The 15,544-nt window shown below is 38.4% G+C and carries 16 protein-coding genes and 1 tRNA gene; 8 read left to right on the top strand and 9 right to left on the bottom strand.

Going from position 1 to position 15,544, the window contains the following annotated elements:
- Positions 1-4 precede the first annotated feature (4 nt).
- The 6 genes from nirJ1 to cobM form a co-directional block, all read right to left on the bottom strand.
- On the bottom strand, positions 5-1,186 hold the full coding sequence (gene nirJ1, locus EDC37_RS10245; protein ID WP_132551018.1) for a putative heme d1 biosynthesis radical SAM protein NirJ1: 1,182 nt from the start codon (positions 1,184-1,186) through the stop codon (positions 5-7).
- A gap of 345 nt (positions 1,187-1,531) precedes the next feature.
- Positions 1,532-2,548, bottom strand: coding sequence for a tRNA (adenosine(37)-N6)-threonylcarbamoyltransferase complex transferase subunit TsaD (gene tsaD / locus EDC37_RS10240; protein WP_132551016.1), 1,017 nt, complete (start codon positions 2,546-2,548; stop codon positions 1,532-1,534).
- Positions 2,545-3,315 carry a precorrin-6A reductase gene (cobK, locus tag EDC37_RS10235; RefSeq protein ID WP_132551014.1) on the bottom strand — a complete coding sequence of 257 codons (771 nt, stop codon included), beginning with the start codon at positions 3,313-3,315 and terminating at the stop codon, positions 2,545-2,547. The genes tsaD and cobK overlap by 4 nt, the downstream gene beginning before the upstream one ends.
- The gene (gene cobJ, locus EDC37_RS10230; RefSeq protein ID WP_132551012.1) at positions 3,312-4,049 is read right to left on the bottom strand and encodes a precorrin-3B C(17)-methyltransferase; all 738 of its coding nucleotides are present in this window, start codon (positions 4,047-4,049) and stop codon (positions 3,312-3,314) included. Before cobJ ends, cobK begins: the two co-directional genes overlap by 4 nt.
- Positions 4,037-5,092: a cobalt-precorrin 5A hydrolase gene (locus EDC37_RS10225; protein ID WP_132551010.1), complete on the bottom strand. Its 1,056-nt coding sequence runs from the start codon at positions 5,090-5,092 to the stop codon at positions 4,037-4,039. The genes cobJ and EDC37_RS10225 overlap by 13 nt, the downstream gene beginning before the upstream one ends.
- A 6-nt stretch (positions 5,093-5,098) precedes the next feature.
- Entirely contained in the window at positions 5,099-5,872 is a 774-nt protein-coding gene (gene cobM / locus EDC37_RS10220; protein WP_132551008.1) for a precorrin-4 C(11)-methyltransferase, read from the bottom strand.
- A gap of 216 nt (positions 5,873-6,088) precedes the next feature.
- Here cobM and EDC37_RS10215 point away from each other — a divergent pair, with 216 nt between their 5' ends.
- The 4 genes from EDC37_RS10215 (at position 6,089) to EDC37_RS10200 (ending at position 10,089) form a co-directional block, all read left to right on the top strand.
- Positions 6,089-6,838 carry a methylenetetrahydrofolate reductase gene (locus EDC37_RS10215; RefSeq protein ID WP_132551006.1) on the top strand — a complete coding sequence of 250 codons (750 nt, stop codon included), beginning with the start codon at positions 6,089-6,091 and terminating at the stop codon, positions 6,836-6,838.
- Positions 6,839-7,120: 282 nt separating this feature from the next.
- The gene (locus EDC37_RS10210; protein WP_132551004.1) at positions 7,121-7,969 is read left to right on the top strand and encodes a sulfide/dihydroorotate dehydrogenase-like FAD/NAD-binding protein; all 849 of its coding nucleotides are present in this window, start codon (positions 7,121-7,123) and stop codon (positions 7,967-7,969) included.
- Positions 7,970-7,971: 2 nt separating this feature from the next.
- Complete coding sequence (gene gltA, locus EDC37_RS10205) at positions 7,972-9,372, top strand: NADPH-dependent glutamate synthase (protein WP_132551002.1); 1,401 nt, start codon at positions 7,972-7,974, stop codon at positions 9,370-9,372.
- 156 nt (positions 9,373-9,528) lie between these two features.
- A complete protein-coding gene (locus EDC37_RS10200; protein WP_231040114.1) occupies positions 9,529-10,089 on the top strand; it encodes a 3'-5' exonuclease in 561 nt (186 codons plus the stop codon).
- 28 nt (positions 10,090-10,117) lie between these two features.
- Here EDC37_RS10200 and EDC37_RS10195 read toward each other — a convergent pair whose 3' ends face one another.
- Positions 10,118-10,840, bottom strand: coding sequence for a Crp/Fnr family transcriptional regulator (locus EDC37_RS10195; RefSeq protein WP_196589928.1), 723 nt, complete (start codon positions 10,838-10,840; stop codon positions 10,118-10,120).
- A gap of 229 nt (positions 10,841-11,069) precedes the next feature.
- Between EDC37_RS10195 and EDC37_RS10190 the strand changes: the two genes are divergently transcribed.
- Positions 11,070-11,630, top strand: coding sequence for a flavodoxin family protein (locus EDC37_RS10190; protein ID WP_330998887.1), 561 nt, complete (start codon positions 11,070-11,072; stop codon positions 11,628-11,630).
- Positions 11,631-11,672: 42 nt separating this feature from the next.
- Positions 11,673-11,756, top strand: a tRNA-Leu gene (locus EDC37_RS10185).
- A gap of 228 nt (positions 11,757-11,984) precedes the next feature.
- On the opposite strand, the gene EDC37_RS10180 is transcribed toward EDC37_RS10185, so the two are convergent.
- Together EDC37_RS10180 and EDC37_RS12310 are read right to left on the bottom strand one after the other, a co-directional pair.
- On the bottom strand, positions 11,985-12,560 hold the full coding sequence (locus EDC37_RS10180; protein WP_165874505.1) for a phosphatase PAP2 family protein: 576 nt from the start codon (positions 12,558-12,560) through the stop codon (positions 11,985-11,987).
- A 95-nt stretch (positions 12,561-12,655) separates the two neighbouring features.
- Positions 12,656-12,811, bottom strand: a complete 156-nt coding sequence (locus EDC37_RS12310) for a hypothetical protein (RefSeq protein ID WP_165874504.1) — start codon at positions 12,809-12,811, stop codon at positions 12,656-12,658.
- Between the two features lie 298 nt (positions 12,812-13,109).
- Between EDC37_RS12310 and cas6 the strand changes: the two genes are divergently transcribed.
- Together cas6 and cas8a1 are read left to right on the top strand one after the other, a co-directional pair.
- Positions 13,110-13,832: a CRISPR-associated endoribonuclease Cas6 gene (gene cas6 / locus EDC37_RS10175; RefSeq protein ID WP_132550996.1), complete on the top strand. Its 723-nt coding sequence runs from the start codon at positions 13,110-13,112 to the stop codon at positions 13,830-13,832.
- A gap of 15 nt (positions 13,833-13,847) precedes the next feature.
- Positions 13,848-15,542 carry a type I-B CRISPR-associated protein Cas8b1/Cst1 gene (gene cas8a1 / locus EDC37_RS10170; RefSeq protein ID WP_132550994.1) on the top strand — a complete coding sequence of 565 codons (1,695 nt, stop codon included), beginning with the start codon at positions 13,848-13,850 and terminating at the stop codon, positions 15,540-15,542.
- The last annotated feature ends 2 nt before the right edge of the window (positions 15,543-15,544 follow it).

The following is a 15,544-nucleotide window of genomic DNA, read 5'->3' as shown; positions in this document are numbered from 1 at the left end:
AATATTATCGGCTTATACCAATTTCACTATCTGTTAGATAGCAGGACGGATCTTCTTCCCAAAAGTCGCCGTTTCTTGCTTCTGCCCGTGTACGGAAATTGCCGTTGCAAACATCAAGATAGAGACATTTACTGCAACGTCCTTTGAGCAGAGGCTTACGGTCTTTTAATCCAGCCATTATTGGGTTGGAAACATCCTGCCAGATATCCCCAAATTTCCTTTCACGTACATTGCCAAAGGTGTAGTATTGGGTGAATTGATCAGGATGGACATAGCCCATCGGGTCAACTTCGCCGAAAGCGATGCCGGAGCGGTTGCCGCCGTTGAAGAAGGCGTATTTTTTAATTTGTGTGGCTAGGGCGGTATTCCCTTCTTTGACAGCTTTTAAATACATATAGACACTGTCGCAATGATTGTCAACAGTGAGGATTTCTTTCTTTAAGCCGCGGCTTTCAAAATCGCGCGTTCTTTTTATTATTATATCCATGGCTTTGCGTGATTGTTCGGGCAGAACGTCTTCATCCATCATTTGCGTTCCTCTGCCAGAATAGACAAGATGATAGAAGCAAACACGATTGATGTTTTCTTCTTCAATAAAGTCGAAGATGCGATCCAATTCTTGCAGATTATGTTGGTTTATTGTAAAACGTAAGCCGACACGCTGGTCTACCGCAACACAGTTTTCTATTCCCTGCATGGCAGCGGCAAATGCACCAGCCTTGCCACGGAACTTGTCATTGACCGCTTTTAAGCCGTCTAATGATATACCGACATAACCTACGCCGATATCCTTGATCCTTTGGGCGCATTCACGGGTTATAAGAGTACCGTTAGTGGAGAGCGTGGGACGAATGCCTTTTTTTGCGGCATAATCGGCAAGCTCAAAAAAATCCGGGCGGATTAACGGCTCTCCTCCGGAAAATAATAATACGGGAACTTTAAAATCAGCCAAATCGTCTATAAAATGACGGGCTTCATCTGTAGTAAGTTCATTTTTATATTTTTTTGCATCTGAATCCATATAACAATGGCGGCATTTCAGATTGCAAGTACGTGTACAGTTCCATACAACGACTGGACCGGCTCCTTCATGCACACCATTTTTAGCATGGCGGGCATCTTTGGTATAGCGGAGGCTGTCTCCGTAATAATCAGTGGCAAACAATAGTTTTGTGACGCTAATCATAAGTTATTTATCTCCCATATGCTGTTGTTAAATGTGAATATAATTCATATTTAATAATAACAGCAAGATAGGTAAAGGTCAATCTTAAAATAAAACTTAAATTGTTTTTGTAGAAAAAACAAAATAAATACAAGTGGAAAATTATTATAAAATAGTAGAGCAAGCATTGTCCGAGTAAAGATAAAGAAAAAGTTCCCCTATAATTTAAACATAGGAGAACAAAGAGAAAAATAAAAAATATTTATGACAGATTATCAAGCCAAGTGTGATACCTCGCCTAAAAAGGGGGCAATATTCTCTGACTTTTAATTAAGCGTTTCTTATATAGTCTTTTTTACTAGTGAACTATAGATGGGAATCACTTAGTTCCAGATAAGGAACAGCATTTAATTTCATATCGGCAAAGTTACCGGTGAGAGACTGGTAATAACCGCGACAGGCGATCATTGCGGCATTATCGGTGCATAAGATTTTACTGGGAAAATAGAAAGCAAGATCATTTTCCCGGCATTTTTCTGTCAATTTTTGTTCTAAAAGGCTGTTTGCGGCAACACCGCCAGCCAATACAATTGTTTTCATACCGGTTGAACGGGCGGCCATTATTGTTTTGTGGACGAGAATGTCGATGACTGTTTTCTGAAATGAAGCGGCGACATCTGCTTTGTTTATAGAAAGACCCTTTTGGTCAGCGGTATGAATATAATTAATGACGGCTGATTTTAAACCGCTGAAGCTAAATTCATAGTTTTTTTCTTTGATGAGTGCATGAGGAAAATCTATAGCATGGGGATTTCCTGTTTTTGCTAGTTTGTCTATTTGCGGGCCGCCTGGGTAAGGAAGGCCGAGGAGACGGGCTACTTTGTCAAAGGCTTCTCCTGCGGCATCATCACGAGTCTGGCCGATCATGGAAAAAGAATTATAATCGGTCATATTGACAAGTGCTGTATGTCCGCCGGAAACAACAAGAGCGATAAAGGGCGGTTCAAGGTCGGGATGTGATAAAAAGTTGGCAAAAATATGGCCTTCAAGATGGTTCACTGCTAAAAGGGGAACATCAAGCGAAAAAGCTAAAGCTTTAGCTGCTGAAACACCTACCAAAAGAGCGCCTACAAGACCTGGCCCATAGGCTACCGCTATCTGGTCGATTGCTGAAAGCTTTAGCTGCGCTTTATTGAGTGCTTCGTCAAGCACGGGCATGATGTTGACTATATGTTTACGCGAAGCTATTTCCGGCACAACGCCGCCAAATTTTTGGTGGATGGGGATTTGGGTGGAAATTATATTGGCAAGTATTTTCCTGTCATTTTCAATTATTGCTATAGAAGTTTCATCGCAACTGGATTCTATTCCTAGTGTAATCATTTTTCTCCTATTTCTTTTATTTTATCTATAAGCAGGCTGCTGTCTGTAATAAGGTTATCGTATTTTAGGCAGGGTCTGCTGATAACTACAACTGAGATGCCGGCATCTATTGCGGCAGAGAGCTTGGTATCTGAACCGCCAAGCTTGCCGCTGTTTTTCATAACTACGACTTCGGCACCTGTATGCATGTACATGAGTTTGTTTAATTCTTTGGAAAATGGGCCTTGCATGGCAATTATATGCTTGGGCAAAATTCCAGCATGGATACAGGCCTGAATGGATTCTACAGCGGGTAGGACTCTGACGGTAAGTGTTTGGTCAGGTGAATGCATTGCTGTTGTAAATTCAGTCAGATGGCGGCTGCCGGTGGTCAAAAAGACATTATTGCCTAAGGCAAAGGCTTTTGCGGCCGCAGCTTCAAAAGAAGTGGTTTCATATAGTTTAGCATAACTTGGTAAAGCTGTGGCAGGTCTTTCATAACGAAGGTAATAAATACCGAGCCTGCGGCATACTTTCATGGCAGTTTGTGAGATGTTTACGGCATAAGGGTGACTGGCATCAACAAATATTTTTATTTTGGCATTTTGTAAAATATTTTGCAGTGCATTTTCGTCAAGCATTTGTTCGATGACGGTAAGCTGCGGATGCTTGCTCAGCAATATTTTCCCATAATCGCTGACGACAGAAGCCGTGACTTTGTAGCCGTTTTGCAAAAGTAAGTGGGCGATCTGTCTGCCGTCTTGGGTGCCTGCAGCCAGAAATATCATAATTTGTAGCCCCGTGGTGTTATCATCAAATTATTTTTGCTATAGGTGTTGCTATTGCCGATAATGACTAACGAAAACATATCTATTTCTTCTTTAGTGAAATTGGCCAAATCCGAAATGACTACGCTTTCATTGTTGCGTGTTGCGCCGCGTACGATACCGACTGGTGTGTTGGCGGGTTTGTATTTTAGGAGAATTTCACGTATTTCTTCAATGTGTTCAACACGTTTACGGCTTTTAGGATTATAAAGGGCGATGACAAAGTCTCCCTGGGCGGCGAAAGCAGCCCGCTTTTTTATTAAATCCCATGGTGTGAGTAAATCACTCAGGCTGATAACGGCAAAATCATGCATAAGCGGTGCACCGAGAATGGCAGCTGCCGCATTTACAGCACTCACCCCTGGTATTATTGCCACTTGCGGACGTTCTTCTGCTGGTTTTTGTAATAAAAGCTCCAGTACAAGTCCGGCCATGCCATATACTCCGGCATCGCCGCTGGAAACTACGGCTACGTCATGGCCTTTACAAGCTTCGGCCAAAGCCATTGTACAGCGGTCTATTTCTTGCATCATACCTGTACCGATGATTTTTTTCCCTGCCAGTAAAGGCTCAATTAATTTTATATATGTATTGTATCCGGCTATTGTGTCAGCTTTTTCTATGGCTTTATGGGCGCGCAGTGTCATGTCGTCGAGACTGCCCGGACCTATACCAATGACTGTTATTTTTCCCATGCTAATGCTACCGTCACTTTCTCAAATTTTGTTTTGTTTAATATTAGTTTTCTTTTTCCCCCGGTAAGTGCTGCTGCTTCGCAGACGTTACCGACACCTATTTGTTTTTTTACGAAGGCCGATTCATGCAGGTCATAGCGTATGATACTTTCTTGCAGAGCTGTATTATCCCAAAATTTGACGGGAATGGCATATTTGCGTGCTGTGAGCAAAATTCCTTCTTCATCAGCTTTGACTGCTGTACTGGTGATAAGAACAACTTCGTCTATATCGTAATTTATGAAACTACATGCTTTTTTTAGACAGGCTTCGATCTGCTGTTGTGTTGTGCCGCGTCTACAACCAATACCAGCAATGAGCCTGTGCCTTAGAAAGCAAAGGACACCTTTTTGGTTGATCGGCTTAGCTGTGAGCAGGACGAGAGGTTTTGGGCAATCATCCAGTTCGTTCGTATTGAGTATAGCTGCATTTATTTCCCGCTCTTTGAGCATTGTAAGAAAATATGTGCTATGTGGCAGGTTTTTATCTATATAATAATTTACGGATTGGCCTGATAGTAAGGCAGTATTAATAGTTTTTACATTTTCCAGCGGTGAAACAGAAAAACCAAGCTCGCGTGCTATATCGTCTGGTGCTTTTATCCCCCGGACATCTGTAGCTGTTGTTATTACAGGAATGGCACCGAGTAATGAAGCTATATTTTTAGTAAGTGCATTGGCACCGCCCAAGTGTCCTGAAAGCAGGCTGATGACATGGTGCCCTTGCTCATCAATAACTATGATGGCAGGGTCGACATCTTTTTTTATTATATATGGAGCGATCATGCGCACAACAATACCTGTGGCACAGAAAAAGATGATGGCGTCATAACGAGAAAATACTTCCGGCATGATTTCACTCATTCTATTAAAAGGGATGAAGGGAAGAGATTTATCATATTTACTGGCTTTACCATAAACTGTACCGTCCCCGTTGAGAAGGCGGTGCAGTTTTTCTGCAAGGAGAGCACCATTAGCAGTGATGGCAATGATTGCATATCTCATTTGTTTTTATTTATCCTTTGCACTAGTACCTTTACGGTACATATGCGTGAACTCTGGGGCATAGAGCCGGGAAAGCGCATAATCACTTTCCAGACAATTGCCGACAACGATCATTGCTGTTCTGTCTATTGATTGATCTTTTACTTTTGCGGCAATGTTGTTTAAATGGCCACGCACAATTTTTTGTTCCGGCCAGGAAGCTTTTTGGACTACGGCAATAGGTGTGTCGGGTGAATATCCGCCAGTGGTGAGTTCTTTTACCACTTCATCAAGCATATGTACGCTCAAGAAAATGCACATGGTTGCCTTGTGGGCGGCCAGTGCTTTGAGACTTTCTCTTTCAGGAACAGGTGTACGGCCAGCATTGCGCGTGATAATCACTGTTTGGGAGATTTCCGGCAGGGTGTATTCCTGTTTGAGGGCTGCCGCGGAAGCCAGAAAAGAGCTTACTCCGGGGATTACTTCAAAGGAAATTGCCAATTTTTTTAAGGCATCCATTTGTTCTTGGATAGCGCCGTATATGGCGGGATCGCCGGTGTGTAGACGGACAACGTTAAGATTTTTGCTTACAGCTTTTTCTATTGTATGGATGACTTCATCAAGGGTCATAGAGGCACTGTTATAGATTTGGCAGTCTGGCTTGGCGTAATCAAGGAGTGCAGGGTTAACCAGCGAGCCAGCGTAGATGATAACATCGGCGCATTGCAAAAGACGTTGTCCCTTGACAGTAATCAGTTCTGGATCGCCCGGACCAGCACCGACAATATAAACTTTATTCATTATATAGGAGCTCCCTTCAAATTAGTGGATAATAAAATAATTTCAGCGAAAGATTTATTTATTTCATTATAACAAAATTGAATTACGGGAGCAATTTACGACAAAAGTTGAACGTAAGGTAGAGTAATATTTTTTATATAAACCAGCAGAAAAATGAATTGGACTTAATGAAAAAATTTCGTTACAATATATTATAAAATATGCAGGAGGTAGGCAATGAATATTTCTGTTGAGCTTGTACCGCGCACTGAAAAAGATTTGCGCGAGGAATTGCAGCTGATGAAAGACAAAGCTTTTCCCATTGATTTAATAAATGTTCCTGAACTACTGCGTTTTGCTATTCATGGTTGGGAAGGGGCTGCTATTGCGCAGGAATATGGTTTTGAAACTATGCCGCACATCAGGGCTCTCGATATAGATTTGACCCGTGAACTGCCCATGAAAGGATATTTACAAAAGCGGAAGATAAGGAAGGTTTTGGCGATAACAGGTGATCCGCCACAAAGTATGGCCACGAAGGTATACCCTACTATCAGTACGGATATTATACGAAAATTTCAGCAGGAAATGCCCGAAGTTGAGGTATTTGCCGGTATAGATCAGTATAGGTCGAGTATGCGGCAGGAAATGTATATGGTACGCCGTAAACTACAAGCAGGGGCAGCAGGTTTTTTTACACAACCATTTTTTGATTTGCGCTATATGGAAATGTACGCGGAGTTGCTTGATGGACTGGATGTGTATTGGGGGATTTCACCTGTTTTATCGGAAAACTCGGTAAGCTATTGGAAGATAAAAAACAATGTTATATTTCCTAAGGATTTTGAACCTACATTAGAGTGGAATATTGATTTTGCTTGTAAAGTAAAAGAATTTGTGAAAAAAGCGGGCGGAAATATGTACATAATGCCTATAAAGACAAATTTGGAAAAGTACATGAACAGTATATTTATGTGCACAAAATGATATATTTGCGCTATAATAATAAAAGGTCTCATTTCAATGATACTTTATGCAACTAATAGACGCATTATTCTTTAATGGCTTTATGATATAGTTACTATGTATAGATTTTATAAAAAACTGCTTGTAAATTAGAAGAAATTATTATATTATGCAGTTTAATAAATGATTTTTAAATGTAATTTTTCGGACAGGAAGGGTAGAAACAGTCTTGATTAAGTGCTGATTATGCCGATCCTGTAAAATCGGATATTCATATATATGTTTTGATGGAGAGGGAAGAGAATGTACAAGATATTAAAAAAAGAACTACTTTCACCGAAAGTTTGGCTTTATGATATTGAAGCACCACAAATTGCTAAAAAAGCACAGCCTGGGCAATTTTTGATTGTCCGCACGGATGAAGAAGGCGAACGTATACCGTTGACCATTGCTGATTTTGATCGTGCAAAAGGAACTGTATCAATTGTGTTCCAGGAAGTTGGCGCCGGTACAGAAGTACTTGGACAGCTTAATGAAGGGGACGATATTCTCGACGTAGTCGCACCGCTTGGTAAAAAAACGCATATTGAAAAAGGTATGGGAACTGTTGTCTGTATTGGCGGCGGTATAGGTGTGGCACCAATATATCCTATTGCCAGAGGTATGCATCAGGTTGGTAACAAAGTAATATCTATTATGGGTGCGAAAAATAAAGAAATATTGATTCTGGAAAAGCAAATGCGCGCAGTAAGCGATGAAGTATTGGTAACAACAGATGATGGTTCATATGGCATTAAGGGATTTGTTACTAATGCCTTACAGCAGATCATCGATCGTGGCGAAAAAATTGATGAAGTAATAGCTATTGGACCAGTGGTTATGATGCGCAGTGTTGTAGAAGCTACGCGGCCGTATAAAATAAAAACAGTGGTAAGTCTTAATCCTATCATGGTAGATGGCACTGGAATGTGCGGTGGCTGTCGTGTACAGGTAGGCGATGAAATAAAATTTGCTTGTGTGGATGGGCCTGAATTTGACGGACATCTTGTTGATTTTAAGGGGCTTATGTCCCGCCAGCGGATGTATAAAGATATGGAAAAAATAGAATCAGATCACGTTTGCAAGTTGTCTACAGTTAAGGGGGAACTCTAATCATGGCACTAGTGATGAAAAAACATGCAATGCCTGAACAAGATCCACAAGTTCGTGCGCATAATTTTAATGAAGTGGCACTCGGCTATGATAGAGAAACTGCCATAGCTGAAGCCAGTCGTTGCTTGAATTGCCCTAAACCACGTTGCGTACAGGGCTGTCCTGTACAGGTAAAGATCCCTAACTTTATTGCGAAAGTGAAAAGCGGGGATTTTGCGGACGCTATTGGCATAATAAAAGAATCAAATGCGTTGCCGGCTGTTTGCGGACGCGTTTGCCCACAGGAAAATCAGTGCGAAAAGTATTGTGTAATGGGTGTAAGGGGCGAACCGGTCGGTATTGGACGCTTGGAACGTTTTGCGGCAGATTATGATTTGAAGAAACCGCATGAAATAAAACCTATTAAATATGCTGCTGATACACAGAAAGTAGCAGTGGTTGGTTCAGGCCCGGCAGGTTTATCAGCAGCCGGTGAATTGGCGAAAAAAGGTTATAAAGTCACTGTCTTTGAAGCACTGCATAAGGCAGGCGGCGTTTTGTCCTATGGTATCCCTGAATTTCGTTTGCCAAAAGAAAAAATAGTGCAGGTAGAAATTGCAAATTTGAAGAAGCTGGGTGTAGAAATACGGCTGGATACTGTTATCGGTAAATTATATACTGTTGATGAATTGATGCAGGAAGAAGGCTTTGCCGCAGTGTTTGTATCTACAGGAGCAGGGCTGCCGAGCTTTATGCATATCCCCGGGGAAAATTTGAACGGGGTTTATTCTGCAAATGAATTTTTGACACGTTGTAATTTGATGAAAGCGTATAAATTCCCAGAATACCATACACCGCTCAAAGTAGGTAAAACAGTTGCTGTTGTTGGCGGCGGTAATGTGGCGATGGATGCTGCGCGTACCTCTTTGCGTTTGGGTGCTGAACATGTCTATATAGTTTATAGACGAAGCGAAAAAGAACTTCCGGCACGTTTAGAAGAAGTTCATCATGCTAAGGACGAAGGAATAGATTTTAAATTGCTTAATAATCCTGTTGAAGTTATCGGTGATGAAAATGGCAATGTAAAGGCACTTCGTTGTATTAAAATGCAGCTGGGTGAACCAGATGCATCAGGAAGACGCCGTCCTATTCCTATTGAAGGTTCAGAGTTTGAACTGCCCGTAGAAACCGTTGTTGTAGCTATTGGCCAAGGACCTAATCCTCTTGTTCAGTCAACAACGCCAGATATGCATACGAATAAACGCGGTAATATTGTAGCGGACGAAGCAACTGGTGCTACGACAAAAGCTGGTGTATTTGCTGGTGGCGATATTGTTACAGGTGCTGCCACGGTTATTTTAGCTATGGGAGCAGGCAAAAAAGCGGCACAGGCTATTGATGAATATTTAAAAAAGAAAGCATGACCGTCGTCATTTAATGAATTAGATATCAGTTTGGATAACGAAAGGCTGCCTGCAAGAATTATTTTGCGGGCAGCCTCTATTTATGATAAAGTAATAACTGTTTGATGAATAAAATGTTACAATGTTTCTGTATTTATAGTGACAGGAGTGATAAAAATGATGAATTTTGTGGCAATAGATTTTGAAACTGCGAGCAGCGAGCGCAATAGTGCATGTAGTGTAGCAGTAGTCGATATACAAAACGGGCGCATGGTTTCATCTTATAATACATTAATAAAGCCGCCTTCTATGGATTTTGAGGCGGGTAATATAGAGATAAATGGAATAACACCAGAGATGGTGGCAGACGCACCTACTTTTGCCGATATTTATCCGCGATTGCGGGAAATGATGGAAAATAGGATGGTCACGGCGCATAATGCCCCTTTTGATATGGGAGTAATGCGTTCTTGTATCTGGCAGTATCATTTACCTAAAATAAAATTTGATACATGTTGTACGGTGCAGATTTCACGAAAAGTATGGCCTGAACTCACTAATCATAAATTAAACACGCTCGGTGATTTTTTTAAGATATCATTTACCCATCATGACGCGTTGGATGATGCAAAAGTCTGTGCCAAAATTCCTCTTGTCGCCGGACGGACAATTGATGCACCGGATATTTATTCGCTGCTTGATAAAATAGGGATAAAAGCCCGTCCTTTTAAATGTTGAAAGATAATTGCTGGTATTAATATTATTTTTAAAGTGGATTGTCTACCTTTTGCAGCTTGATATGATTTTTACAAAAAGTGATTATTCCTTCTGACTGCATGCGGGAAAGCTCAGCGGACATGGCACTGCGGTTTACAGAGAGAAAATCGGCTAATTCCTGTCTGTTGAAAGGAATCATAAATTCGCTGCTGCCGGCAAGTAATGCCTGTTCGGAAAAATAAGACAGAAGTTTGTTGCGGGTGGTGCGTTTTGTTATATGATTGATTTTACAGGTCAGCATATAAGCTTTTTTAGCTAAAACAGATAATAAGTTATGGATGAGTTGGGAATGGTAGATACAATTGGAGGTACACAGCGTAGTTATACGTTGGACATCCATGAAGAGGACAACCGTTTCTTCCGCTGAAATAGCACTGATATTTGTTGAAAGCAATGGTTCACAGGCATAGATTTCACCGAAAAGCTCTCCTTTTTCGACACGGAGAAGAAGACTGCGGTTGCCCCAATAGTCTTCTCTTTCGAGATAAAGGCTGCCTGACAAAACGAGCCCCACATTGGTAATATTTTCATTGGCATGAAAGATTGCTTCATTTTTTTCATATTTACCAGCAAAGCTGCCTAAACAGGCCAGCATAGAGTAAATTTCCTTTTCCGAGGCACCAATAAAAAGGGGTGACGTTTTTATTACGTTAATGAAGACATCAGGCATTTTTCCGAAAGTTTTATAGTTAAACGAAAAAATATTTTTCATAAAATCCACCTTTTGTTATATTTGCAACAGATCTTTTCTTTATATTATAATAAACTATTACAGTAAACTCAATAATAGACAATAAGTTTGTGTAATCTTTTTCTAGAAAACGTTACCTAGGAGAGAGAAAATCATTGTTATTCTTGAGGAGTAAGTATTTTACTGTTGGAAAAGTATTCGATAAAGATAAATATGACAACAGCTATTGCCAATATAAAAAAAGGAGTGGATGGTTTTGCAAAGATGGCTCATTGTTTATTCAAGTAATACAGGCAATACCAAAAAGGTTGCAGAAGCAATGTATAAGGCTCTTGCTAAAGATGAAAGTGATATTTGTTTGCTAAAGGAATTTCCTGATGATACAGAGCTTGCGGAGTATGATGTTATTGCGGTAGGTTATTGGCTTACGCGAGGCGGCCCCGATGTATTGACTAAAAAATTTCTTAGCAGGATAACGAACCAGAAAGTAGTACTGTTTCAAACACATGGAACGGAAGTTGGCAGTGAACATAGTGTCACAGCTTTTGCCCGCGCAGCAAGCTGTCTGGGAGATAATTGTGATATTTTGGGGACGTTTGCATGTCAGGGAAAAATAAATCCAGCATTGTTAAGTAGAAGGGCTTCAATTCCAGCAGATGACCCGCATGCGCCTAATGCGCGCAATCTAAAAAGATGGGAAGCAGCTTCACAGCATCCTGACCAGAAGGATTTAGATAATGTCGTAGAATTTATCGAAGCAGTAAAAAGAAAATTAAAATTGCGGGAAAAATATTTGGCAAAAAGAAAATAATTATTGACTATCTAAATAAAAACATTTATAATAAATTGCAATGCGGAAGTGGCGGAATTGGCAGACGCGCTGGACTTAGGATCCAGTTCCCCGTGAGTGCAGGTTCAAGTCCTGTCTTCCGCACCAATAAGAAAAATAAGGCACTTTGGGATTCTATCCTGAAGTGCTTTTTTGTGTCCAGTGTTTTCTGACAGCATATTTTGACAGCCTACTTGTTTTATTTTTAATAATACTTTTTGAATGTAAAATAATATTTCTTTAAATTGTAATATCAAATTGAACAGCAAAAAACCTCGACACTAGTTTTAGCTAATGTCGGGGCTTAAATTTGCCTAGTTAGCAGAAATATATGATTTAAAATTGTTTTTTAATACTGTTTTTATGCCATAGAAACAATTTTCCAGATAGATACCATGCAATTAATCCTGATGCGATTCCTAAAAGGGCTCCGATTAATACATCACTTGGGTAATGCATAAAAAGGTATACCCGTGAAAATGCTATGCCGCCAGCTAATACAAACATCAATAAAATCCAGCGACTTTTTATTCCTTTTACCATAACGAATGCAGCTGCAAAAGACGAGAATGCGTGCACAGAAGGAAATGAATAGTCGTTAGCTGCAGGCATAGGCAGATGTAAAGGTACCCACGGATAATCAATGCAGGGTCTTGTTCGCATAATGGTATGTTTCAATAAACCATCCCCGATAACTAAACTAAAAAACAGGGTAATGAAAACAGCCATTCCCACGCGCCGATATTTTCTTATGCATAACAAGATCACATCTAAGAAGATCCATATTTTTCCCATATTTCCTAACCAAGATAAATTTTTCATGAAGGGGGTAATTGTGCTGCTGATTAGATTATTTTGCACCCAAAATATTGTATTATGATCTAAAGCTATGAGCCATTCCACTATTATCACTTGTCCTTTTGCTATCAAATTCTATATATTATAACACATATATCAAGGACTTTCCTTTACCAGTATATTTTGATTTAAGCAGTGCTATTTTATCATCAAAAGTGTAACTCTTTAGCAATTGGATGACTTATTTGTTTTAGGGTGGTGTCTTTTATATTTTTGTGTATAACTATGTAATTATACATTGCTTGGCATTTATCGCCAATCATCAAGCGAACACCACGTAAATCACGATTCTTCTGTACGCTCATACTTGGAAGCGACCTGACCAAATCATTAAGTTTGATTACTTACTCATTTTATTTTGCAAAAATATTATACCGTATCAGCATATAATAGATGGATGTATATATTTTACTATTTTTACAATTTTCTGTATACCGTATGTACGATAATTACTTCTTAATTTAAAACATTAATGAATCATGAAAAATTGTGCAGTAGTATCTTGAAAATATCATTTGCAGGAAAATACAAAATAATATAGAAATTAATATTTATCATTTTGTATTAATTTAGAATAGGTTATGTAAAAAGGAGGTGAGCAATATGCGAATGCAGTTAAGTTTTTCTTTAAAGAAGGCACAACTGCCTGTAGATTATAGGGCGTCATGCGTTTCTTTTATGAAAAATGCTTTATGTAGTTATAATAAAAAATTTTTTGAGTTGTATTACAATAATGGTGCAAAAATAAAAAGTTTTTCATTCTCCTTACGTTTGCCAAAACCTGAATTTAAAAAAAATGAAATACTTTTAGCGGGAGATAAAATAGAATTTAATTGGTCAGCTTTAGATGAGCGTGATGCTTTGATTTTTTATAACGCTTTTTTAGGAAAAAAGAATAAAGCCTTTGAATTGGGAGATAATAATGCAATGATGCTAAATAATTTGGTTATATTACCTGAACACAAAATTACCCAATCACAAATAGTCATAAAATTACTATCTCCTTTTGTAGTGAGAATTCATGATAAAACTAATAATACTAATCGTTATGTAAAATGCAGTGATGCTGATTTTCCTGAAAAAGCAAAAGAAGCTGTTGCGGCACAAATATCTATGTTAGAACTTAATACAGCGTTGATAAAGGGGTTTAGAATTGAAAATATACAAACTAAAAATTGTATAGTCAAAACCTTTCATCATACTGTTGATGGAACAATTGGTGTTCTACGTTTACAGGGGCAACCGCAGCTGTTGGATATTCTTTATAAAGCAGGAATAGGAGCGAATCGTTCGATAGGATTTGGGTTATTTGAAAAAGTCTACTAGAGAAAGGAGGAAATTATGGAGGATTTTATAAGTTTATATACAAGTGATTTTATCTATAATGCTGGTCTTGTTGGTTTTGTCCGCTTATTAGAAAATACTGGGGCGCAAAAAGGTGAGGATTATGAAATAATAAATAATGAACTTAGAGTTTCTAAGAAGTTTTTGTTAAGTATTGATTTGGCACAGGCATATATAGATACCCATATTGCTGTATTTGCCCCAAATAGCGCCTATACTAGGTTGTTAAATGATGAAGTTGATAATATTCAAAAGTTGACAAAGATTTATATTGAAAATGAAAATAAGGACAATAAGAAAAAATTAGATGATCGGTATAACTTTTTATTAGGAAATAGCGGATTGGCTAGAGCTAGTTACATAACAGCCTGTGCAATATTACAAGCAAAAAATATTAATATTGACCTGAAGACAGAATGTAAGAAAATAAAAGAAATTAAGGATTATGAAGAAAAATATAAAGAATTATTGCAATTAAAAGAGAAATTGCAAGATGATTTTTGCAAAGAAACTTTTTTAATGAAAGATATAATGTATTCGCGCATTAATGCAATCTGGTCAGGAAAATCATTTTTGAATAGAGCTAATGCTAAAAAGGACATAAAAGGTATCTATTATAAGGATTTTGTTGAAGGTATGGGCAAATATCTGAAGGAACCACCAAAAGAAAAGAAAAGCAGTAGACATTGTATTGTCTGTGATGCGGTATTGGCAAAACCAATAGATATTTCTTTTCTCAATGATTCTGCTGATGACATGGCAAGAAAAAAATCTGCTTTTTGGGATTATAAACCGGATGCACACCTTTGTCCAATATGTGCTTTTGTCTATAGTTTAGCGCCATTGGGGTTTGTGCCATTGGAACGTGATATGATATTTGTTAATCATAATACTGATATAGATAATTTGGTTAGTGTCAATAAGAATATAATTGCTGCAGTTAATTTGAGAAAAGATGAGCAAGAGAATGTTTGGTATAAAATATGGAATGCTGTAGTACAGGAAATACTTAATCAAAAAGTCGTATTATGTGATAATATTCAAGTGGTGGTTAGGGAGAAAGATCAAGAAAAATATAATTTTAATGTAATTGCTAAGGATATATTAATTTTATTGCAAGAATGTATGAAGGATATAGAAAAAATAGGAAAGAAATCCATTCAATTACATCCACCAGAATATTTTAATGTGCAAGATGCAGTGCTAAGAAATATTTTTAACCGTAACAATCAATATAATTTACTAAATAGTATAATACACTATTCATTACAGGAAAATAAACAGGTTGGTTATTTATATAATGTCTTAATGATTCAGCAAAAAATGACAGGAGGGGATAACATGGAAAGAGCAAAGGCTAATATGTTTTATGTAAGAAAATTATATAAAGAGGGACAGCAGTTAAGAGGGTTCTTTGTCAGTGACAGAGGTGGCAGCGCTGATGTGGATAATAAGTTGCGAGGATTAACTTTTCAGTTGCTTAATGCCTTGCAGATAAATGATGATAATCATTTTTGGCAGATTATTTTGAAAACATATGCTGGTTATGGACGTCCGGTTCCAAGTGAATTTTTAGAAGGATTTGCAAATAGTGATGTTTTTCAACAATTAGGTTATGCTTATATATTGGGACTGAAAAGTAATTCAAAAGAAATGGAAAAAGAAAATAGCAAAATAGAGGGGAAGAAATAATT

The sequence above is a fragment of the Pectinatus cerevisiiphilus genome (assembly GCF_004341685.1).
Lineage (GTDB): Bacteria > Bacillota > Negativicutes > Selenomonadales > Selenomonadaceae > Pectinatus > Pectinatus cerevisiiphilus.
The sequence above is the reverse complement of the archived record's forward strand: the minus strand, read 5'-3'. Positions and strand labels throughout refer to the sequence as shown.